Source organism: Aminobacter sp. 01T433, from assembly GCF_056398585.1.
Genome location: NZ_JBFTPR010000001.1, coordinates 434,374 through 455,101 on the forward strand (window position 1 = coordinate 434,374; position 20,728 = coordinate 455,101).

Genomic DNA, 20,728 nt, shown 5'->3' on the forward strand with positions numbered 1-20,728 from the left:
GATTGGGTTGGCCGCAACGGGCGGGCACACCTGCCTAGGCGTCTTCTCACGGCCGTTTGCGCAGCATAACCCAACTGCCGCCGCGGTAAAGCGTCAGGTGCCCCGCTGGTGGTTGTGCAGGCAAGGAGCGCTCATGCCGGAGTGGAAAGCCTGGCCGTGCCTGCGTATTTGCATTTGCCGCGACGGCCATTTTTGTTTAAGGGCAAACGCATGTCGCATCTGCCTGAGACACTGCTCGCTGGTTACCGCAACTTCATGACCGGACGCTATGCGGCCGAGACTGACCATTACAAGTCTCTGGCACGCGAAGGCCAATCGCCCGAGACCATGGTCATTGCCTGCTGCGATTCCCGCGCCGCGCCTGAAACCATCTTCGACTCCGGCCCGGGCGAGCTCTTCGTCGTTCGCAACGTCGCCAATCTCGTGCCGCCCTATTCGCCCGATGGCGAGTTCCATTCCACCTCGGCGGCGCTCGAATTCGCGGTGCAGGCGCTCAAGGTGAAAAATATCGTGGTCATGGGCCACGGCCGCTGCGGCGGCATCCGAGCAGCGCTCGATCCCAACATGGCACCGCTCTCGCCCGGCGATTTCATCGGCAAGTGGATGAGCCTGGTGGCTCCCGCCGCCGAGACCGTGACCGGCAACACGATGATGACCCAGGCCGAGCGGCAGACCGCGCTTGAGCGCATCTCGATCCGCTATTCGATCGCCAATCTGCGCACGTTCCCTTGCGTCAAGATTCTCGAGCAGAAGGGGCGGCTGGAGATTTTCGGCGCCTGGTTCGACATCTCGGCGGGCGAGTTGTGGGTCATGGACCGCGACACGGGTGATTTCGAGCGCACCTCCATCGCCTGACGTTTGGCGGCTGGCCCCATCTCAAAGACTTGAATGGCTTGATGTCTCTGGCCTAGCTTTGCAGCGCCGGCAAAGCTTTGGGCGCCTGTGCCCATTGTTGCGCCAGCGAGGAGCCAAGTCATGACCATCGCCCAGCCCCGCCATCTGCTCGACGGCCGCCATCGCCCGATGTTCATTGGCGGCGCGTGGGTGGAGGCCGCGTCCGGCCAGACGATGGAGACGCGCAATCCCGCCACCGGCGAGGTTATCGCCACCGTGCCGCGTGGCGGCAAGCGAGACGTCGAACGCGCCGTCGCTGCCGCTCGCAATGCCTTTGACGGCCCGTGGAGCCGTTTCAAGCCGCATGAGCGGCAGAAGCTGTTGCTGAAGATCGCCGATCTGTTCGAGCGCCACTGGGAAGAGATCTGCATTTCCGACACCACCGATATGGGCCTGCCCATCGTCAGGGCGCGGGGCAACGCCAACCGCGTTCTCGGCATGCTGCGCTACTACGCCGGCATGGCCACTGCCATCCACGGCCAGACCATCGAAAACTCGCTTGCTGGCGACATCGTCTCTTACACCCGCAAGGAACCCGTCGGCGTCGTCGGTGCCATCATTCCGTGGAATGCGCCCACCGCCGCGTCAGTGTGGAAGATCGGTCCGGCTTTGGCCACCGGCTGCACGGTGGTCTTGAAGCCGTCCGAGGAAGCGCCGTTGACACCGCTCCTGATCGCCGAACTGATGGCCGAGGCCGGCGTTCCTGACGGCGTCGTCAACATCGTCACCGGCACGGGAACGGAGGCGGGTGCATCACTCGCCGAACATATGGGCGTCGACAAGATCGTCTTCACCGGCTCCACCGCCACCGGCCAGAGCATCGTCCGCGCCTCGGCTGGCAACCTCAAGCGCGTGTCGCTCGAACTTGGCGGCAAGTCGCCGGTCATCGTCTGCGCTGACGCCGATCTCGAACGCGCGGTGCCTGTTGCCGCCATGTCGGTCTTCGCCAATTCCGGTCAGATCTGCATCGCCGGCTCCAGGCTGTTTGTCGCGCGTTCCATCCATGACGAATTCGTCGCGCGTCTCGCCGCCTATGCAGGAGCTTTGCGCATCGGCAACGGCATCGACCCGAGTACCGAGATCGGCCCGCTGATCTCTCCGCGCCAGCTCGACCGCGTCGAGGGATATCTGCGCGCCGGCACGGAGGAGGGCGCTCGCCTCGTCGCCGGCGGCAACAGGCTGTCTGCTGGTGCGTTCGCTGCCGGCAACTTCGTTGCACCCACCGTTTTTGCCGGCGTCTCCGACACGATGCGCATTGCGCGTGAGGAGATTTTCGGCCCGGTCATTTCGGCACTACCCTTCGACACGCTCGACGAGGTGGTGCGACGCGCCAACGACACGCCTTACGGCCTTGCCGCCGGCGTCTTCACCCGCGACCTCGCCACCGCGCACCAGCTGTCGCGGCGGCTCCATGCCGGCTCGGTGTGGGTCAACACCTACCACGCCATAGACCCGGCCATGCCTTTTGGCGGCTACAAGATGAGCGGCTACGGCCTCGAGGGCGGCGCCGAGCACCTCTACGAATATCTCAACACCAAGGGCGTGTTCATCCGCATCGACTGAACTCAGGCGACCGCCTGCCGTTCCAGCTCGGCACCGAGCGCGTCGAGCAACTGGCGAGTGCCACGCTCGCGGCCGCCAGCGTCGTCGTAATCATCGAGAAACGCACCTTGCTCGGTGAAGGTAAGCCGCGTGCCCTGGCCGTCAGGCGCAAGCTCGAAGGTTGCCAGCGACACCGAAATGCGGGTGTCGCCGAGATGCATGTCATAGCTGTAGATGATGCGCTGATCAGCGACGATGTCCTGATAGATCGCGTTGAAGCTGTGCACCGGCCCGCCCTTCGGCCCTGCCGAATTCACCTCGCGGCCGCCGACGCGAAAGTCGAACTTGCGCTCCAGCGTGTCCCATTCCTTGGGCCCCGAAAACCAGCGTGCCTTGGCCACAGGATCGCTCAGCGCATGGAAAACCCGTGCCGGTGACGCATCATAGCGGCGTTCGATGGTGAATGTGGCGTGGGTGACGGATCGCTTGGTCATTTCGAGCTCCCTTGCTCGGCTTCGTCGGATGTCTCGGCCAGGAATTCGCCCAGTCTGTCGAGGCGGTGTTCCCACAGCGTGCGGCGTTCGGAAATCCAGCCCTCCGCGCGCCTCAGTGCCGTGGGCTCGATCTGGCAGGTGCGCACGCGGCCCACCTTGGCAGTGCGCACGAGGCCACTGGACTCCAGCACTTGCAGGTGCTGCATCACTGCCGACAGCGACATGGCGAAAGGCTCGGCCAACTGGCTGACCGATGCCGGCCCCTGGCACAGACGGTCGACCATGCCCCGGCGGGCCGGGTCGGCCAGCGCCTGGAACATCAGGTCGAGTTGTGCCGGATCATGCAGCATCGGGACTATCCATCAGCCAGGGAACATGTGGAAATATGGCTCCGCTTCCCTGTACACGCGCGCCACAGAAGGTCGCGCCATCAGCCGACCGAGATAGGCGGCGGAATGGGGATGGTTTGCCGCGAGTGGCATGATCTTGTCGGCATAAAACAGGGCAGGAGCCGCCGCACAGTCGGCCATCGTAAAGTTCTCGCCCATCGCCCAGGTCCTGGACTGCATGTCGTGTTCCACCATGCCGAGCGCGGTCTCGAGCTGTGCCCGTGCCGCCGCCACGCCGTGCGGATCGTTGCTGCCGGCCGGCCGGATCTTGTCGGTCACGATCTTCTGCATCGGCACCTGGACATAGAGGTCGAAGAAGCGGTCGCTGAGCCGTGTCCGCGTCGCCTCATCTTGATCGACAGGCACAAGCTTCACCGGACCGGGGTAATGCTGTTCGAGATATTCGATGATGATACTCGATTCCGGCACGACGCGGTCACGCGCATGATCCTGCAACACCGGCATCTTGCCGATCGGCCAGAGCTTCAGGAACGCCGCTCGTGATGTCGGCTCGCCAAGGTCGACGATCAGCGGCTCAAACGGGATCTCGTTCTCGTACAAGGCGATCAGTGCCTTGTGGCAGAACGAGGCAAGAGGGTGGAAATGCAGCGTCAACGACATGCCGGAAACCTCATGGAACGTGTTGGGTTCAAACACTGAAGTAATTGCTTAAGTATCACGACATCAGGACACCGGCAAGTGCGCTTGGAGAATACGTGCAAAATGAAAGAAGCCGCGGCCGGCATCCCGGTCGCGGCTTTCGCAAATCCTCTGGGCTGGTTCGGCTCAGCCCATGAGCTGGAATTCGTAGAGCCTGCGATAGAGGCCATCGGCCTTGATCAGGTCGGTATGGCGACCCTGTTCGGCCACTTTGCCGTCCTGCATCACCACGATGTTGTCGGCCTGGTGCACGGTCGACAAGCGGTGCGCGATGGCAATCGTCGTGCGCCCTGACGCCAGCTTCTCCAGCGCCTCGCGGAACAGCGACTCCGACTCGGCGTCGAGCGCGCTGGTCGCTTCGTCGAGCAGCAGGACGTTGGCGTCGCGCAGGATGGCGCGTGCGATCGACAGGCGTTGCTTCTGGCCGCCCGAAAGCAGCGCGCCGTTCTCGCCGACCTGGGTGTCGTAGCCGTTCTTCAGCGACATGATGAAGTCATGCGCATTGGCGGCCTTGGAGGCTTCGATCGCCTCTTCGTCGCTCGCACCTTCGCGGCCGAGCCGGATGTTGTGCATGATCGTGCCGGAGAACAGGAACGTGTCCTGGCTGACGTAAGCGATGCGGTCGCGCACCGAGTGCAGCGTCGCATGGGCGATGTCTTGTCCGTCGAACAGCACCTCGCCGCTGTCGGGATCGTACATGCGCATGATCAGGTTCATGACCGTCGACTTGCCGCTGCCAGACGGGCCGACAAGTGCCGTCATCTTGCCGGGCGGGAAAATGAGGTCGAGATCGCGCAGCACCGGTTCGCCATCGGCATAAGAGAAGCTGACATCCTTGAGTTCGATCGTGCCTGAGCCGGGCACCAGTGGCGTCGCCCCGGGTCGCTCGGAAAGCGTCAGCGGACGGTCCGAAAGTTCGAACATCATTCGCACGCCGATCAGGCCCGCTTCCAGCGACACGCGGAAGCGCGCCAGCCGCTTGGCAGGCTCATAGGCGAGCAGCAGGGCTGTGATGAACGACATGATGCTGCCCGGCGTCTGTCCGCCCTGGACGACCAGATAGCCGCTGACGAGGACCACACCGGCGATGGCAAGGCCGGCCAGCGTTTCCATGATCGGGCTGGTGCCTGCTTCGAGCGCGGCGATGGAGTTGGCGCGCTTTTCCACGTCGGAGACGGCGCGATGCATGCGGCTGCGCATGATCGGCTCGAGATTGAAGGACTTGACGATCCTGACGCCGACCGTCGTCTCTTGCATGACCTGGACGATCTGGGCGAGCGACAGGAACTCCGCCTCCATAATCTTGCGCACCCGGCGCAGGATCAGATTGACGCCGAAAATGGCGATCGGCCCGACGATGAAGGCGACCAGCGACATGACCGGCTGTTGGTAGACCATCACGAAGATCAGGCCGAGCAGCGAAAACAGGTCGCGCACAAACGAGGTGACGATGACGTCAAGCACCGCTCGCGCCGCCTGCGCATTGTGTGTCACGCGGGTGATCAGGTCCGACGAGGGGACCGAGTGATAGAAAGAAATGCCTTGGGCGAGGATGCGGTCGTAAATCTTGCGCTGGCGATCGGCGATGATGCTGTTGCCAACACGGCTCAGGAAAAACGCCTGGACAAAGGTGGCGATCCCTTTGGTGATGAAGATCGCGGCAACCAAGCCCGCGATCTGGTAGACGCGGTTGAGATCCTTGCCGATCACGAACTCATTGGTGATGTCCTGCATGATCCAGGCGCTCGCAGCCGTCATGCCGGCCACCACCATCATCGAAGCGATGGCAATGCCATAGCCGAGCGCATGCTGGCGGAATGACTCCCGGATCAGCCGCCAGATCAGGAGATGGTTCTGTGTCGGACGAAAAAAACCAAACAAATCAATGAGTCCCTTGGGTCGTACCCCTGCGCGGGTCTATATAAAGCAACGTTTGGCGAAGGGAAACCGGCAAAATTCGGGACCAACGGTCGCGGGTGGCAAGGACTGGTGGACAGCGGGTGGGGAGCGATTGCTGCCATATGCGATTTCGCATACCCTTGACCAAACGATAAAAACACGCCTTCGCCAAAGAAGACCAAAACCAGCCAGAGGTGGAAAGAATGCCAAGAAATTCAACTGATTTCGGCTTGTCCAGGCGTACCCTGATCAAGGCTGCGGGTGCGTCCGCGGCTGTCGCGATGGCCGGTCTGCCCGTGCGCCTGTTTGCGGCTGAGCCGCTGAAGGTCGCCGCTGTCTACACAGTGCCTGTGGAGCAGCAGTGGGTCAGCCGTATCCACAAGGCTGCAAACGCCGCCAAGGAACGCGGCGACATCGAATATGTCTATTCGGAAAACACCGCCAACAACGACTATGAGCGCGTCATGCGCGAATACGCCGAGGCCGGCCACAAGCTGATCCTGGGCGAAGTGTTCGGCGTCGAAGACGCAGCACGCGCCGTCGCCAAGGATTATCCCGACGTTGCTTTCCTGATGGGATCGAGCTTCAAGCCGGATGCCGCGGTGCCGAATTTCTCGGTGTTCGACAACTACATCCAGGACGCATCCTACCTCTCGGGCATTGTCGCAGGTGCCATGACCAAGTCGAAGAACATCGGCATGGTCGGTGGCTACCCGATCCCCGAGGTCAACCGCCTGATGAACGCCTTCATGGCCGGCGTGAAGGAAACCGCGCCCGACACCAAGTTCCAGGTCTCCTTCATCGGCTCGTGGTTCGATCCGCCCAAGGCCAAGGAAACCGCCTTCGCCCAGATCGACGGCGGTGCTGACCTGCTCTACGCCGAGCGCTTTGGCGTTTCCGATGCCGCCAAGGAAAAGAAAGTTTTGGCGATCGGCAACGTCATCGACACCCAGGCAGAATATCCCGAAACCGTGGTTGCCTCCGCGCTCTGGCACTTCGAGCCGACGCTCGACAAGGCGATTGCAGAGGTCAAGGCCGGCGCCTTCAAGGCCGAGGACTACGGCGTCTACTCCTTCATGAAGAACGGCGGCTCCTCGCTTGCGCCGCTTGGCACTTTCGAAAGCAAGGTGCCTGATGACGTCAAGGCCAAGGTTGCCGAGAGAGAAAAGGCGATCAAGGACGGGTCGTTCACTGTCGAGATCAACGACGCTGAGCCGAAATCGAGCTGATGACAGCTCTCTTCTCCCCGTTCACGGGGAGAAGATGCCGGCAGGCAGATGAGGGGCAGCATCAGCCTCTCGGAAGTTGATGCCGCCCCTCATCCGGCCTTCGGGCCGCCTTCTCCCTTGAACGGGAGAAGGGACCTCCATCGCTGCGGCCATCTCATGTCCATCGCCCCTGCCACCCCCGTCCTGCGCCTGTCCGGCATCACCAAGCGTTTCGGCCCGCTCACGGCCAACGACGCCATATCCTTCGAGCTCAAGCGCGGTGAGGTCATCGCCCTGCTTGGCGAGAATGGTGCGGGCAAGACCACTCTGATGAACATCCTGTTTGGCCACTACGTTGCCGATGAGGGCAGCGTCGAGGCGTTCGGCAAGCCCTTGCAGCCGGGCGACCCGCGCGCAGCACTCGACGCCGGCATCGGCATGGTGCACCAGCATTTCACGCTCGCCGACAATATGACGGTTCTGGAAAACATCGCGCTCGGCACGCAAAGCCTTTGGCTGCCGCGCCTCGACCGGGCCGCAGCGCGCCTGCGCATTGAGCAGCTTGCCACCGATTTTGGCCTGGCTGTCGATCCTGCCGCTATTGTGTCGGGCCTTTCGGTGGGCGAGCGCCAGCGCGTCGAAATCCTCAAGGCGCTTTACCGCGACGCCCGCATCCTGATCCTCGATGAGCCCACGGCGGTGCTGACGCCGGCCGAGACCGAAGCGCTGTTTCGCACGCTCAAGCTGCTCGTCGCCAAGGGTCTGTCGATCATCTTCATCTCGCACAAGCTGCACGAAGTCATGGCCGTCAGCAACCGCGTGCTGGTGTTGCGGTCAGGTCGCCTTGCCGGCGAGCGCGCCACTGCCGCAACCGACCGCAAGGAGCTTGCGGCGCTGATGGTCGGCCAGGAGGTCAAGCCCGCGGAAGTCGTGCCGGTCGAGCCGGGCGCGGCCCTTCTCGTGCTCGATGCAGTGTCCACCGGCCGTCGCAATGGTGCCGCACTCGATGGCGTCTCGCTCGCCTTGCGTGCCGGCGAAATCACTGGCCTTGCGGGCGTTTCCGGCAACGGCCAGGCAGCACTCGCCGCGCTGCTCGCCGGCACTGAAAGACCCACAAGCGGGCAAGTCGTGATCGGCGGCAGGCAAATTGGCGACTGGTCACCTAAGGCAGCCCTTGGTCACGGCATCGCCCGCATTCCCGAGGACCGTCATGCCGTCGGCACCATCGGCGACATGAGCGTGACGGAGAATGTCATCGCCGAGCGCTACGCTAGCCCGCGCTTCAGCCGCATGGGTTTTCTCGACTGGAAGGCAGCGCGTGATTTCGCCGAACAGATCATCGCCGACTACGACGTCAAATGTCCGTCGCCTGAGGCACGCATCCGCCTTCTCTCAGGCGGCAACATGCAAAAGCTGATCCTTGGCCGCGCGCTTGATCCCGAGCCATCCGTCATCCTCGCCAGCCAGCCGACGCGAGGCCTTGATGTCGGCGCTGTCGCCTATGTCCACCGCATGCTGCTCGCCGCGCGGCAAAGGGGAGCTGCGATCCTGCTGATTTCCGAAGACCTTGAAGAGATTTTGGCCCTGTCCGACCGCATCGTGGTGATGTCCAAGGGCCGGCTGTCGAGCCCGTCTGCTCGCGGCGAACGCAGCATTCGCGAACTGGGGGAACTGATGGCCGGACACGGCGAAGAGGGAGGCAAGGATGCGGCTTGAGCCCAAACCCGCACCCTCGCTCGGCATGACGTTGCTGTTTCCGTTGGCGGCCATCGCTGCCACGCTGGTGTTCACCTCCTTGCTCGTGCTCGCAGCCGGTGCCTCGCCGCTGTCGGTGTTTTACCTCGTCGCCAAGGGCGCGGCCGGTTCGCAATTCGCCTTGCTCGAGACGCTGACCAGAGCCACCCCGCTGATCTTCACCGGTCTTGCCGTTGCCGTCGCATTCCGCGCCAAGCTGTGGAACATCGGCGCCGAAGCCCAGCTCTATATCGGCGGCATCGTCACGGTCGTGCTCGGCACCGGCGCCTTGCCGCTGCCCTCGGTGATCCTCATCCCCGTCATCATGGCGGCTGCGATGCTCGCCGGTGGCCTGTTGCTGCTCGGCCCGGCGATCCTCAAGACCCGCTTCGGCGTTGACGAGGTCGTGACCACGCTGCTGCTCAATTTCATCGTGCTGCTGTTTGTCTCCATGTTGCTCGAAGGCGTGCTCAAGGACCCGATGGGGCTTGGCTGGCCGCAGTCGCAAAAGGTCATCGCCTCGGCCCAGCTGCCGCGCATCATCCAGGGCAAGCGCCTGCACTATGGCTTCGTTGTCGCCATCGTTTCGGCGATCGTCGTCTGGGTCATCATGAAGAAGACCGTGCTCGGCTACGAGATGCGGGCGGTAGGCCACAATCCTGAGGGCGCGCGTTTCGTCGGCATTCCGGTCAATCGCGTCTTGATGAAGACCGCACTGCTGTCGGGCGGTCTGGCCGCCCTTGCCGGCTTCTCCGAGGTGTCGGGCCTTAAGGGCAATCTGACGCTCGACCTGTCGCCGGGCTACGGCTATTCGGGCATCGTCGTTGCCATGCTGGCGATGCTCAATCCGCTTGGGGTCATTGCCTCGGCGATCTTCGTTGCCGGCATCTTCGTCGGCGCCGACGCCATGAGCCGTGTTGCCAAGGTGCCGAGCTACATCGCCGACGTCATGGTCGCCACGTCACTCTTGACGATGGTGGTGGCGATCCTGTTGACGCGGTTCCGGGTGAGGTGGAAGTGACCATGGACGCGTTTGAAATCCTCTTCACCGCCTCGTTCTGGGTCGCTGCCATCCGCATCGCCTCGCCGCTGATCTTTGCCACCATGGGCGAGCTGATCTGCGAACGCGCTGGCGTGCTTAACCTCGGCATTGAAGGCATCATGACCGCCGGCGCTTTCGCTGGCTGGTTCACCGTGTATGCCGGCGGCGACCTGTGGACCGGGGTGCTCGTCGCTGCCCTTGCCGGTGCGACGTTCGGCCTTCTGCATGCTACGCTCACCGTGCCGCTTGGCCTGTCGCAGCATGTCGTCGGCATCGGCGTCACCTTGCTCGCCACTAGTCTTACCTATTTCACCTACCGCCTGGCGTTGCCGGAAGTGACGTCGCCGCCCAAGATCGAACCGTTCCAGCCCTTGCCGATCCCTGGCCTGTCGAAAATCCCGCTACTCGGCGAAGCGTTGTTTTCGCAGACGCCGTTGACCTATCTCGCCTTCGCGACAGTCGCTGTCGTCGCCTGGGTGCTCTACCGCACGCCGGTCGGTCTTGCCGTCCGCGCCGCCGGCGAAAACCCATCCGCCGTCGAGGCGCAAGGCATCTCAGTCACCGCCATCCGCATGGGTGCTGTGATGGTCGGCAGCGCGCTGATGGCGGTCGGCGGCGCCTTCCTCACCATGTCGGCCTTCAACTCGTTCTTCTTCGAGATGATCAACGGTCGCGGGTGGATCTGCATCGCACTTGTCGTCTTCGGCTCATGGCGGCCGGGCAAGGCGCTGCTTGGCGCCATCCTGTTTGCTGCCTTCGATGCCTATCAGGTGCGGCTGCAGCAGCTTTCCGGCGGTATCGTTCCTTATCAGGTGTTCCTGATGATGCCCTATGCACTATCGATCCTGGCGCTGATCCTGGTGGCGCGCCGCGCCACCTATCCCAAGGCGCTGATGATCCCCTATCAGAAAGGCGAGAGATGAGCTTCGACCTGATCGTCAAGGGCGGCACGCTGCCCGACGGAACCATTGCCGACATCGGCATCAAGGGTGACAAGATCGCAGCGATTGAGCCCAGGATCGAGGCTGCGGCCAAGACCATTGTCGACGCGTCAGGCAACCTGGTCAGCCAGCCCTTCGTCGATCCGCATTTCCACATGGATGCTACGCTGTCCTACGGCCTGCCGCGCATCAATGCCTCGGGCACGCTGCTCGAAGGCATCTCGCTTTGGGGCGAACTCAAGCCGCTGCTGACTCATGAAGCGGTCAAGGAGCGCGCGCTGGCTTATTGCGACTGGGCCGTGTCCATGGGCCTGCTCGCCATCCGCACCCATGTCGATACTTGCGACGACCGCTTGCTGGCCGTGGAAGCCCTGCTCGAGGTCAAGAAGGAGATCGCGCCCTATATCGACCTGCAGCTTGTCGCTTTCCCGCAGGACGGCCTCTACCGCTCGCCCAATGCGCGCGACAACACGATCCGGGCTCTCGATATGGGCGTCGACATCGTCGGCGGCATTCCGCATTTCGAGCGCACCATGGCCGACGGCACACGCTCGGTGACCGAGCTTTGCGAGATCGCCGCACAGCGCGGCCTGATGGTCGATCTGCATTGCGACGAGACCGACGATCCGCTGTCGCGCCACATCGAGCAGCTCGCTTATGAAACCCAGCGCCTCGGCCTGCAGGGCAGGGTGGCGGGCTCGCATCTGACCTCGATGCATTCGATGGACAACTATTATGTCTCCAAGCTCATCCCGTTGATCGCCGAAGCAGGCGTGTCGGCCATACCCAATCCGCTGATCAACATCATGCTGCAGGGTCGCCACGACAGCTACCCCAAGCGCCGTGGCATGACCCGCGTGCCCGAGATGCTGAAGGCCGGCATCCGCGTCGGCTGGGGCCAGGATTGCGTGCTCGATCCCTGGTATTCGCTCGGCACAGCCGACATGCTCGACGTCGCCTTCATGGGCCTGCACGTTGCCCAGATGTCGAGCCCGGCCGACATGCGCCGCTGCTTCGACATGGTCACCAAGGTCAACGCCGAGATCATGGGGCTCGACCATCTTGGCCTCGCTGTCGGCAAGACCGCGAGCCTTGTCGTGCTCGACGCCGGCAACCCGATCGAAGCGGTGCGCCTGCGCGCCGAGCGGCTCTGCGTCATTGCCAAGGGCAAGGTCGTTGCCGAGCGGGAAAAGCGCGAAACCAGCCTGTCGATCAAGGGCCGCCCGACCTCGGTCAATCGTCGCCACATCGTGCCGCCGCAGGCGAGCTGAAGTCTTGGCCGACAGCTTTTCGTGGCCGCATGAAAAGCTTACAATCGAGGTCCGTATTCTGATGACGGCAGAAGGAAAAAGGCCATGAGGATCAAGACAATTTCGATGCTCTTCATGGCCGCATTGCTCGCCGGCTGCGTCACTGCCGAGGAACAGCGCGCCGCGGACGAAGCAAAGTGCCGCTCCTATGGCTTCACCAAGCGCAACGATGCTTTCGCAACGTGCATGCAACGCATCGATCTCGACCGTAGCGCCGCCTTCAGGCAGAGGTCATATGACGACTTCAATGAGCCATTTGTCATCTATCGCCCGGTCATTGTCAGGGGTTGACCGGCGTGCGACGCCGCAACGCATCGCGATGGCCAAGTTAACCCTCGCAAATGCGGCCCTCTCGGCCTAGATAGCGCCATTCGGGCTCGTTGCCCGGCGGATTCCTTGCCAATGACCTTCCGACAAGCCATCGCCCTCCCGAAGAACAATCTTGTTCTTGCGGGCATCCTTCTCATGTTGCTGGGCGACTTTATGTTCGCGCTCAACGACGCCATGGGCAAATGGCTGGTCACCAGCTTCTCCGTCGGCCAGGTTCTGTTGATCCGTTCCATCGGCGCCTTCATCATCTTGGGCCCGATGATCGCCAAGCAAGGTACAGGCCCGCTGACCAAGGTCGAGCGTCCCGCCCTGCAGGTCCTGCGCGTCGTGCTCGCCACCGCCGATACCGGGTTTTTCTATGCCGCTGTCGCCTATCTGCCGCTCGCCGACGTCATGACCTTCTACATGGCAGGGCCGATCTACATCGCTGCCCTGTCGCACTTCTTCCTGGGCGAAAAGGTCGGCTGGCGGCGCTGGATCGCCATCGTGCTCGGCTTCTGCGGCGTGGTCATCGCATTGCGCCCGTCCACCGCCTCGCTGTCGTGGCCTTCGCTCTTTGCCATCGTCGGCAGCCTGTCCTTCTCCATCACGCTGATCCTCAGCCGCAAGCTGCGTGCAACCAACGACACCACGCTCGTCACCTGGCAGACGCTTGGTGCACTGGCTGTCGGCGGCGTGCTTGCGATCGCCGACTGGCGCACCCCGACTGCGCTCGACTGGTCGGCCATGCTGCTGCTGGGCGTCGTCTCCTGCGCGGCACATCTGATGATCACGCGCGCGCTCAAGCTTGCGCCTGCATCGCTCTTGGCGCCGCTGCAATACACACTGCTGTTGTGGGCGGTGGTGATGGGCATCGTCTTCTTCGGCGATTACCCGGACGCGCAGGGTCTCATAGGCTCGGCCATCATCGTCGTTGCCGGCCTGTTCATCTTCCATCGCCAGAAGGTGGTCGACAAAGCCGAGCCCGAGACGGTCCCGACCAGCGTGCATTGAGCAGGCCACCTCTCAATTGACGACACCCCCACCCCTAACCCCTCCCCACAAGGGGGAGGGGGACTTTGGCGTGCTCTCAGCAACGAGGTTGTGTGTCGCCGGCGGGCAAGAGCTGGGATTCCCCTCCCCCTTGTGGGGAGGGGTTAGGGGTGGGGGTATTTTTGAACGTGCTAAAGACGGGCAAGGGTTGCACTGGAGCTTGAGCTACCGCCCCAGCACCAGCGCCCAGTAGCGTTCTTCACTTCCGGCATCGGCGCGGACATAGGCCAGGCCAAAGCTGGAAAAGCGCGGGTCGAGCATGTTGCGGCGATGGCCGTCCGAGTTCATCCACATCGAAAACAGCTTGGCCGGCTCCATGCGGCCATGGGCGATGTTTTCGGCCGCCGCGCCCTGGACGCCATTGTCTTTCATGCGCGCGGCAAAATCCTTGCCCCAGCCCGTGGTGTGCGCCATGCGCCCGGCGCGCGCCATATAGTCCGCCTGCTGCAAGGCGGCGCGCTCCAGCGTGGCATCGGGCTTCAATGGCGGCAGGCCGTGCTCCGAGCGGATGGTCTGGAGATAGGCGACTCCGGTCGATGAAGCACCACCGCCTTCGCCGACAACATTTGAATTTGAACCCGTCTGGCAGGCCGCCAGGAATAGCAAGCCGCCCATCGCCATTGCGCGCGCCGCCGCACTGATCATCCGCTGAGCCATTGTCCGATCCTTGTTCCGTCCCCCGCCAGTCTTGATAGTGCAGATCATGGCTTTTTGGCGAATTCCGGTGACCTTTAGGCCTTCACCCGCGCTGCTGTCGGATCGAACATCGGTTCGAGATGGATCTTGGCGGGCACTTTTTCCATTGCCACGACAAGCTCGTATTCGCCCGATTTGAGGAAGTCGTCGCTGACGCCGGCAGCGTTGCGGACATAGCCGTAGCCGATGTTCTTGCCCAGAGAGTAGCCATAGCCGCCACTGGTCAGATACCCGACCGGCTCGCCATTGCGCAGGATCGTCTCACGCCCCACCAAAACGACATCCTTGTCGTCGACGGTGAAGCCGGCAAGACGTTTGGTGAGGGCTGCGCCGGCAAGTTTTTCCAGCGCCTTGCGGCCGAGGAAATCGGTGTTTTTCCTGAGCTTCACCGCCCAGCCAAGCCCTGCTTCGAAGGGGGTGTCATTGGGCGTGATGTCGGATCCCCAGGCGCGGTAGCCTTTCTCGAGCCTCAGCGATTCCAGCGCGCGATAGCCGACGGGGCGGATGCCGTGCGCCTGGCCCGCAGCCATCAGCGCGTCGAATACCTCGCCGGTGGCGGCGATCGGCACATGCAGCTCCCAGCCGAGTTCGCCGACATAGGTTACGCGCAGCGCCCTGACAGTCGTGCCGGCGATGGTGATCTCGCGGACATGGCCAAACGGGAACGCCGCGTTTGAAACATCGGTGTCGGTCACGGCTTCGAGCACCTGCCTGGCCTTCGGTCCCATCAGCGAAAGCGTGCCGAATTCTTCGGTGACATCGACAAGCCTGGCGTCCAATCCAGCCGGAATGTGATCGCTGATCCAGGCAAGGTCATGGGTGCGGAAGCCGGTACCGGTGACGATGTAGAATTTGTCATCAGCCAGCCGCGCGACGGTGAGATCGGCTTCGATGCCGCCGCGCGTGTTGAGCAACTGGGTGTAGGTCAGCCGTCCCGCAGGTTTCGATACGTCATTGGCACAGATGAAATCGAGCGCCTGTTGCGCATCGCGGCCCGTCATTTCGTATTTGGCGAAGGACGATTGATCGAAGATGCCGACCGCCTTGCGCACATGTTCGTGCTCATCGCCGACGGGGGCAAACCAGTTCTGCCGTCCCATCGAGTAGATGTCCTTGGCCTCCATGCCTTGCGGCGCGAACCAGTTCGGCCGCTCCCAGCCAAGCTTGGAGCCAAACACCGCACCGTGCCTTTTCAGCCGCTCATAGAGCGGCGAGACGATGTAGGGCCGCCCGCTTTCATACTCTTCATGCGGAAAACCGATCGTGTAGTGCTTGCCATAGGCTTCGAGCGTGCGGTCCGACACCCATTGGCGGTCGCGGTGCAGGTTTGAAAAGCGCCTGATGTCGACGACCCAAAGGTCGAGCGGCGCCTCGCCATCGACTGCCCACTGCGCCAGCACCCAGCCCGCACCGCCGCCCGAGGCGATACCGAAGGCGTTGAAGCCGGCACCCACGAACATGTTGGAGCATTCAGGCGCAGCGCCCAGGATGAAATTGCCGTCGGGCGTAAAACTCTCCGGGCCATTGATCATCTGCTTGACGCCGACGGTCTCTAGCGCGGGAACGCGCGCGATGGCCTGCGTCATGTGCTGTTCGAAATGGTCGTAATCGTCGTCGAACAGGCGGAACTCCCAGTCATTGGGCACGTCGCCGGTGGTCCAGCCCTGCGGGTTTGGCTCATAGCCGCCCATCACCAGCCCGCCGACCTCTTCCTTGAAATAGGTGCGCCGGTCGGGATCGCGGATGGTCGGTGCGTCGGTGGAAAGCCCAGGCACCTTTTCGGTGATGATGTACTGGTGCTTGACCGGCTGCAGCGGCACATTGATGCCGGCCATGGCACCGACCTGCCGCGCCCATTGGCCGGCGCAGTTCACCACCTTGTCGCAGGCGATGTCGCCCTGGTCGGTCTTCACTTTCAGGATGCGGCCGTCCTTCATCTCGAAGCCGGTCACCCGCACGTTCTCGAACAGCTTGGCGCCATGCATGCGCGCGCCCTTAGCGAGCGACTGGGTGATGTCGGAGGGGCTTGCCTGTCCGTCCGTCGGCAGCCACGAGGCGCCAACGAGATCGGACGTCTCCATCAAGGGCCACATGCGCTTGACCTCTTGCGGCGACACCAGCTGCATGTCCATGCCAAAGCTTTTCGCTGTCGTTGCCAGCCGCTTGTATTCGGTCCAGCGGTCCTGGTTGGTGGCAAGTCTCAGGCACCCGGTCATCTTCCAGCCGGTGGCGAGCCCGGTTTCGGCCTCCAGCCCCTTGTAGAGATCGACCGAATATTTGAGCACGCGGGTGATCGATGCCGACGAGCGCAACTGCCCGACAAGACCGGCCGCGTGCCAGGTTGAACCAGAGGTCAGCTTGCCCTGTTCGAGCAAGATGACGTCGGCCTTATGGTCGCGGGCAAGATGGTAGGCCGTCGAGCAGCCGATGATGCCGCCGCCGATGACGACGATCTGCGCATGTGAGGGAAGGGCCATGATCAGAGCTTTCCGTATTGCGTGCGATAGGTTTCGAGCGCCGCCTCGAACTTGCAGAGGTTCTCGGCGGTGTAGGCGACATAGTCGACGCCGGGGGCGGAGAGGTGGAGTTCCGAGACCATGCTCCACATGGATTCGCGCAGCAGCGAGGCGCATTGCATGGCCGCGTGCGAGCGCTTCATTTCTTGGTCGGGCGCCGCGCCAAAGTAGGCGGCAAGCAGATCGTCCGACTCTTCCGGTGTCATCCCGGCATTGGAAGCCGTGCCCGCAAGGTCGAACATGGCGGTCGAAAAGCCGGCGTATTCGAAGTCGATCAGCCACAGCCGTTCGCCATCGTCGAGAAAATTGGCCGGCAGCAGGTCGTTGTGGCTGAAGATGATCGGCAGCGGCGTCTGCGCCTTTTCCAGCGCGTCGGCCAATGCGAGATAGCGCGGCAGCTCCGCGGCCATCCGGCTTTTGCCTAACTCGAGCGTGCGGGCATAATCGCGGATGACATGGAACGCCCAGAACATGAAGCCGGGGCCCGAGACATGCCGGGGCATCTCGTCATGGAAGCGCCTGACCAGCTTCGCGATACGTGCCGCATTGGCGCGTACATCGTCGGCGCCATAGGTCTTGGCGCCGAGGAATTCGGTCACCATCACGCCCGGCGCCGCATATTGCAGTTCCGGCGCGAAGCCAGCTTCGTAGGCCGCCTGGGCAACCATGACCTCGCGGTCGCGAAAGACGTGATGAAAAGGAAAGTCCTTGCCGAAGCGCACGACGTGGCGCCCCATAGCGTCCGTCACCACCCAGCTTTCGTTGCTGATGCCGCCCTTGAGCGGCGCGACCGTCACCGCCCCGTTCCACAGCGGCAGGCCGCGGATGCGGTCCTCGCTCGTTGTCATCAAGCCCTCCGCGCTGTGCATGACGCGTTCCCCATTGTCGCGCCTTTATTGTTAGGTGGTAGTCTCACGCAGCGGCAGCGCCGGTGTCAACGCAAGTTTGTGGCTTTAGTTGCTTTTTTGACCGTGTCTGTTGAGATGAAGCGCAATATTGCGGTAGACTCGGGCAGTAAACTCCTCAGATGCGGCCATGCCGCGCATCGACCAGGGCAGCATATGAACCATTCCAAGCGCCACAGCGAAATCCTGCGCCTGCTCAACGACGAGGGCACGATCACCATCGCCGATCTTGCCGACAAGCTTGGCGTGTCGCTCGAAACCGTGCGGCGCGACGTCAAGCCTCTGACGGCGGACGGGTCGATCCTGAAGATGCATGGCGCCATCGGCCTGCCGTCTGTGGTGGGCGAAGCGCCTTTCGAACGGCGCATGCGCGACAATGCCGACGCCAAGCGCGCCATCGCCAAGGCGGTCGCGGCAACGATCCATGACGGCGAGGCCGTCATGCTCGACACCGGCACCACCACCAGCTACCTCGCCCGCGAGCTGCTCGGCCACCGTCGCCTGACGGTCGTGACCAATTCGTCCGACATCGCCCGTACGCTTGCCACCGTCAACGGCAACAAGGTCTATATGGCCGGCGGCGAGCTGCGCAGCGACAGCGGTGCGGCCTTCGGTGTCTCAGCCATCGAATTCGTCAGCCGTTTCGCCGTCACCCATGCCGTGATCTCGGCCGGTGCTGTCGACGTGGCCAACGGCGTGATGGACTACAATCTGGAAGAGGCCGAGTTCGCCCGTGTGGTGCTGTCGCGCGGTCAGCGCTCGGTCGTGGTCACCGACCACACCAAGTTTGGCCGCCAGGGCCTGGTCCAGGTTTGCGGTTTCTCCGGCTTCACCGAATTGGTCACCGACCAGCAGCCATCGGCCGACCTGGCGAAGGCGCTTGCAGACGCTGGCGCGCAGCTCACAATCGCCGGCGCCTGAGACTTAAGCCTGTGCGAAGACCAGCCTGAAGCAGGCGCCTTTTTGCTCGCTGTATGCAAGCTCGATGCGGCCGCCATGTATCTGCATGATCTCTTGTACCAGGTTGAGCCCGAGGCCCGCGCCATGGCCGCGCGGCCGCAGCCGGTAGAAAGGCTCGAAGATCTTTTCACGCTCGGCCGCCGGCACGCCGTCGCCCTCGTCTGAAACCTCGACGATGGCCGGGCTGTTCACCGCAATCGTGATTTTGCCCGTGCCGCCGCCATGTTCGATCGCGTTCTGGACGAGATTGGTGATGGCGCGTTCGACCGCGGTGCGGTCGCCTTTGGCGAACAGCTCGCCGCGCGCGGGCTCGAACGACATCTCGTAGCCTGCCGCAAACGCCATCGGCGCCAGATCAAGGACAACTCCACGCGCCACCGCCACCAGGTCGATGCGGGAGAAGCTTTGTGCCTGCCGGCTGAGGCGCTGGATGTCGAGCAGCTGATCGGTCAGCGTCGACAGCCGCGCCGTGTCCTGCAAGAGCCTCGCCCGCTCGGGCGTCGCCGGCAATGAGGTGATGCGGGTGTTGAGGATCGCCACTGGCGTGCGCAATTCATGCGCTGCGTCGATCAGGAACCTTTTGTGCCGTTCATAGCCCTTGTCGAGGCGATCGAGCGCGCCGTTGACGGCCTTGACCAGCGGCGCGATCTCCGAGGGGATGCGATCGACCGGCAGTCGCACGCCGCGCTCGTCGATATCGATCTTCTCAGCCAGCGCGGCTGCCTGCCTCAGGCCCCTAAAGGCGCTACGCACCACCAGCGGGATCACCAGCAACGTCGCCACCGCCATCACCCCGCCGACAGGCAGGATGACCTCCATGAAGAGTTCGGGTGTCACGGCAAGCAATGCGGTGATCTGGAACCGGCCTTGCGCGCCGGTGAAAATCTGAACTCTGCCAGCGCTGGTGTCGTACCACTGAACCGTCGCTGCGGGCAGTGTCGTGCCTTTCTTCCAGACCAGCTTGGCGTTGTCTATGTGGTCGAGCGCGGCGGCCATGCGGGTGAATTCGGGCGGGACGGTGCCTTCCGACAGCGTATGCCCCTGCTCGTCGCGCAACACGAACCACAGGTCGGGCACCTCTTCACGCAGGTCGGTCAGCGCCCGGCCCTGTTTGAGAACGAGTTCGCCCGATGCGTCCTTTTGGACCGCTTTCTTGAGGACTTCGACCGCGCGGCCTTCATACTCGTCCGGAATGACACCGGTGACGATGAGCGCGCCGAGGATCATGAAGATCAGCAGCGTGAGCAGGACGACCTGCAGCACCACGAGCCGCCAAACCAGCCGCCATTTCAGCGAAATCGGGCGGAAGAAGCGCGCGATCGACCAGAGAATCCGCAAGAAGAAGTTCATGAAATCTCGCGCAAAAGATAGCCGACGCCGCGCACACCGTTGATCTCTACCTTGCCGTTGGCTTCCGCCAGCTTGCGCCGCAGCCGCGACACATGCGTGTCGAGCGCGTTGGACTGGATCTCGTCGTCGAGGCCGAAGACCGCTTCCATCAGCGACGAGCGCTGCACCATGCGGCCGGTGCGCCGCAACAGCGCTTCCAGGACCAGCAGCTCGCGGCGCGGCAAGGTCATCGGTTCGCCGCGAACCGAGACCTCGCGGTGGCCGAAATCAAAGGCGAGGTCGCCGGCGCGGATGACCTGCGTCTGCACGTTGGCCGGCCTGCGCAGCAGGGCGCGCAGCCGCGCGAGCAATTCCTCGAAGGCGAAGGGTTTGGCCAGGTAATCGTCGGCGCCCATGTCGAGCCCGTCGACCTTGTCGGAGGTGTCGCTGCGTGCCGTCAGCACCAGTACCGGCGTTGCGTTGCCGCGTGCGCGCAGCTTGGGCACCAGGGTCAGGCCATCGCCATCGGGCAACTGGCGATCGAGCAGGATCGCGTCATAGCTTTCGCTGGCGGCGAAATCGCCCGCCTCCAGCAATGATGTGGCGTGGTCCACCACCATGTCGTACCGCCGCAACGCCGTACGCATAGCCGATGCCAGTTCTGGCTCGTCTTCCACCAGCAAAATGCGCATTTGTTTCCTCGAAGGGCCTTTGAGTGCCGCCCGGCTACGTCATGAACATTGCGGAAGCATTGCGAAATAAAGACGGCAACAGGTGCAACCGCCAAAATGCCTGGTTTTGCGCCATTCCCGCAATGCATGTGTAATCCAGCAGTCGCAAACAGCTT

Annotated in this window: 19 protein-coding genes; 10 read left to right on the plus strand and 9 right to left on the minus strand. The window is 63.1% G+C overall.

Annotated elements, in window-relative coordinates; all coding sequences use genetic code 11:
- The first annotated feature begins 210 nt into the window (after positions 1–210).
- Both AC1DLV_RS02215 and AC1DLV_RS02220 read left to right on the plus strand, forming a co-directional pair.
- Complete coding sequence (locus tag AC1DLV_RS02215; protein WP_476799698.1) at positions 211–855, plus strand: carbonic anhydrase; 645 nt, start codon at positions 211–213, stop codon at positions 853–855.
- Positions 856–975: 120 nt separating this feature from the next.
- Entirely contained in the window at positions 976–2,457 is a 1,482-nt protein-coding gene (locus AC1DLV_RS02220; protein WP_476836107.1) for an aldehyde dehydrogenase family protein, read from the plus strand.
- 2 nt (positions 2,458–2,459) lie between these two features.
- Here the strand turns inward: AC1DLV_RS02220 and AC1DLV_RS02225 are convergent, their stop codons facing one another.
- The 4 genes from AC1DLV_RS02225 to AC1DLV_RS02240 all read right to left on the minus strand — a co-directional run bounded on the left by AC1DLV_RS02225 (position 2,460) and on the right by AC1DLV_RS02240 (position 5,860).
- Positions 2,460–2,930 carry an SRPBCC family protein gene (locus AC1DLV_RS02225; protein ID WP_476799696.1) on the minus strand — a complete coding sequence of 157 codons (471 nt, stop codon included), beginning with the start codon at positions 2,928–2,930 and terminating at the stop codon, positions 2,460–2,462.
- Positions 2,927–3,280, minus strand: coding sequence for an ArsR/SmtB family transcription factor (locus AC1DLV_RS02230; protein WP_476799695.1), 354 nt, complete (start codon positions 3,278–3,280; stop codon positions 2,927–2,929). Before AC1DLV_RS02230 ends, AC1DLV_RS02225 begins: the two co-directional genes overlap by 4 nt.
- Before the next feature lie 12 nt (positions 3,281–3,292).
- Positions 3,293–3,940 carry a glutathione S-transferase family protein gene (locus tag AC1DLV_RS02235; protein WP_476799840.1) on the minus strand — a complete coding sequence of 216 codons (648 nt, stop codon included), beginning with the start codon at positions 3,938–3,940 and terminating at the stop codon, positions 3,293–3,295.
- 165 nt (positions 3,941–4,105) lie between these two features.
- Positions 4,106–5,860, minus strand: a complete 1,755-nt coding sequence (locus AC1DLV_RS02240) for an ABC transporter ATP-binding protein (RefSeq protein WP_476799694.1) — start codon at positions 5,858–5,860, stop codon at positions 4,106–4,108.
- A gap of 221 nt (positions 5,861–6,081) precedes the next feature.
- Here AC1DLV_RS02240 and AC1DLV_RS02245 point away from each other — a divergent pair, with 221 nt between their 5' ends.
- The 7 genes from AC1DLV_RS02245 (at position 6,082) to AC1DLV_RS02275 (ending at position 13,436) form a co-directional block, all read left to right on the plus strand.
- Complete coding sequence (locus AC1DLV_RS02245) at positions 6,082–7,107, plus strand: BMP family protein (RefSeq protein WP_476799693.1); 1,026 nt, start codon at positions 6,082–6,084, stop codon at positions 7,105–7,107.
- Positions 7,108–7,263: 156 nt separating this feature from the next.
- A complete protein-coding gene (locus AC1DLV_RS02250) occupies positions 7,264–8,802 on the plus strand; it encodes an ABC transporter ATP-binding protein (RefSeq protein ID WP_476799692.1) in 1,539 nt (512 codons plus the stop codon).
- Positions 8,792–9,841, plus strand: a complete 1,050-nt coding sequence (locus AC1DLV_RS02255) for an ABC transporter permease (protein ID WP_476799691.1) — start codon at positions 8,792–8,794, stop codon at positions 9,839–9,841. The genes AC1DLV_RS02250 and AC1DLV_RS02255 overlap by 11 nt, the downstream gene beginning before the upstream one ends.
- A 2-nt stretch (positions 9,842–9,843) precedes the next feature.
- Positions 9,844–10,785: an ABC transporter permease gene (locus AC1DLV_RS02260; RefSeq protein WP_476799690.1), complete on the plus strand. Its 942-nt coding sequence runs from the start codon at positions 9,844–9,846 to the stop codon at positions 10,783–10,785.
- On the plus strand, positions 10,782–12,074 hold the full coding sequence (locus tag AC1DLV_RS02265; protein ID WP_476799689.1) for an amidohydrolase family protein: 1,293 nt from the start codon (positions 10,782–10,784) through the stop codon (positions 12,072–12,074). The genes AC1DLV_RS02260 and AC1DLV_RS02265 overlap by 4 nt, the downstream gene beginning before the upstream one ends.
- Before the next feature lie 84 nt (positions 12,075–12,158).
- Positions 12,159–12,404, plus strand: coding sequence for a hypothetical protein (locus tag AC1DLV_RS02270; RefSeq protein WP_476799688.1), 246 nt, complete (start codon positions 12,159–12,161; stop codon positions 12,402–12,404).
- A 111-nt stretch (positions 12,405–12,515) separates the two neighbouring features.
- Positions 12,516–13,436, plus strand: a complete 921-nt coding sequence (locus tag AC1DLV_RS02275) for a DMT family transporter (protein ID WP_476799687.1) — start codon at positions 12,516–12,518, stop codon at positions 13,434–13,436.
- 204 nt (positions 13,437–13,640) lie between these two features.
- On the opposite strand, the gene AC1DLV_RS02280 is transcribed toward AC1DLV_RS02275, so the two are convergent.
- The 3 genes from AC1DLV_RS02280 to AC1DLV_RS02290 all read right to left on the minus strand — a co-directional run bounded on the left by AC1DLV_RS02280 (position 13,641) and on the right by AC1DLV_RS02290 (position 17,535).
- Positions 13,641–14,132, minus strand: a complete 492-nt coding sequence (locus AC1DLV_RS02280; protein ID WP_476799686.1) for a CAP domain-containing protein — start codon at positions 14,130–14,132, stop codon at positions 13,641–13,643.
- A gap of 74 nt (positions 14,133–14,206) precedes the next feature.
- Positions 14,207–16,648, minus strand: a complete 2,442-nt coding sequence (locus AC1DLV_RS02285) for a GcvT family protein (RefSeq protein ID WP_476799685.1) — start codon at positions 16,646–16,648, stop codon at positions 14,207–14,209.
- Between the two features lie 2 nt (positions 16,649–16,650).
- Positions 16,651–17,535, minus strand: coding sequence for a phosphotransferase (locus tag AC1DLV_RS02290; RefSeq protein WP_476799684.1), 885 nt, complete (start codon positions 17,533–17,535; stop codon positions 16,651–16,653).
- A gap of 213 nt (positions 17,536–17,748) precedes the next feature.
- Between AC1DLV_RS02290 and AC1DLV_RS02295 the strand changes: the two genes are divergently transcribed.
- Complete coding sequence (locus AC1DLV_RS02295) at positions 17,749–18,513, plus strand: DeoR/GlpR family DNA-binding transcription regulator (RefSeq protein ID WP_476799683.1); 765 nt, start codon at positions 17,749–17,751, stop codon at positions 18,511–18,513.
- A gap of 3 nt (positions 18,514–18,516) precedes the next feature.
- Here the strand turns inward: AC1DLV_RS02295 and AC1DLV_RS02300 are convergent, their stop codons facing one another.
- Positions 18,517–19,902, minus strand: a complete 1,386-nt coding sequence (locus AC1DLV_RS02300; protein WP_476799682.1) for a sensor histidine kinase — start codon at positions 19,900–19,902, stop codon at positions 18,517–18,519.
- Positions 19,899–20,573 carry a response regulator transcription factor gene (locus tag AC1DLV_RS02305; protein ID WP_476799681.1) on the minus strand — a complete coding sequence of 225 codons (675 nt, stop codon included), beginning with the start codon at positions 20,571–20,573 and terminating at the stop codon, positions 19,899–19,901. The genes AC1DLV_RS02300 and AC1DLV_RS02305 overlap by 4 nt, the downstream gene beginning before the upstream one ends.
- Between the last annotated feature and the right edge of the window lie 155 nt (positions 20,574–20,728).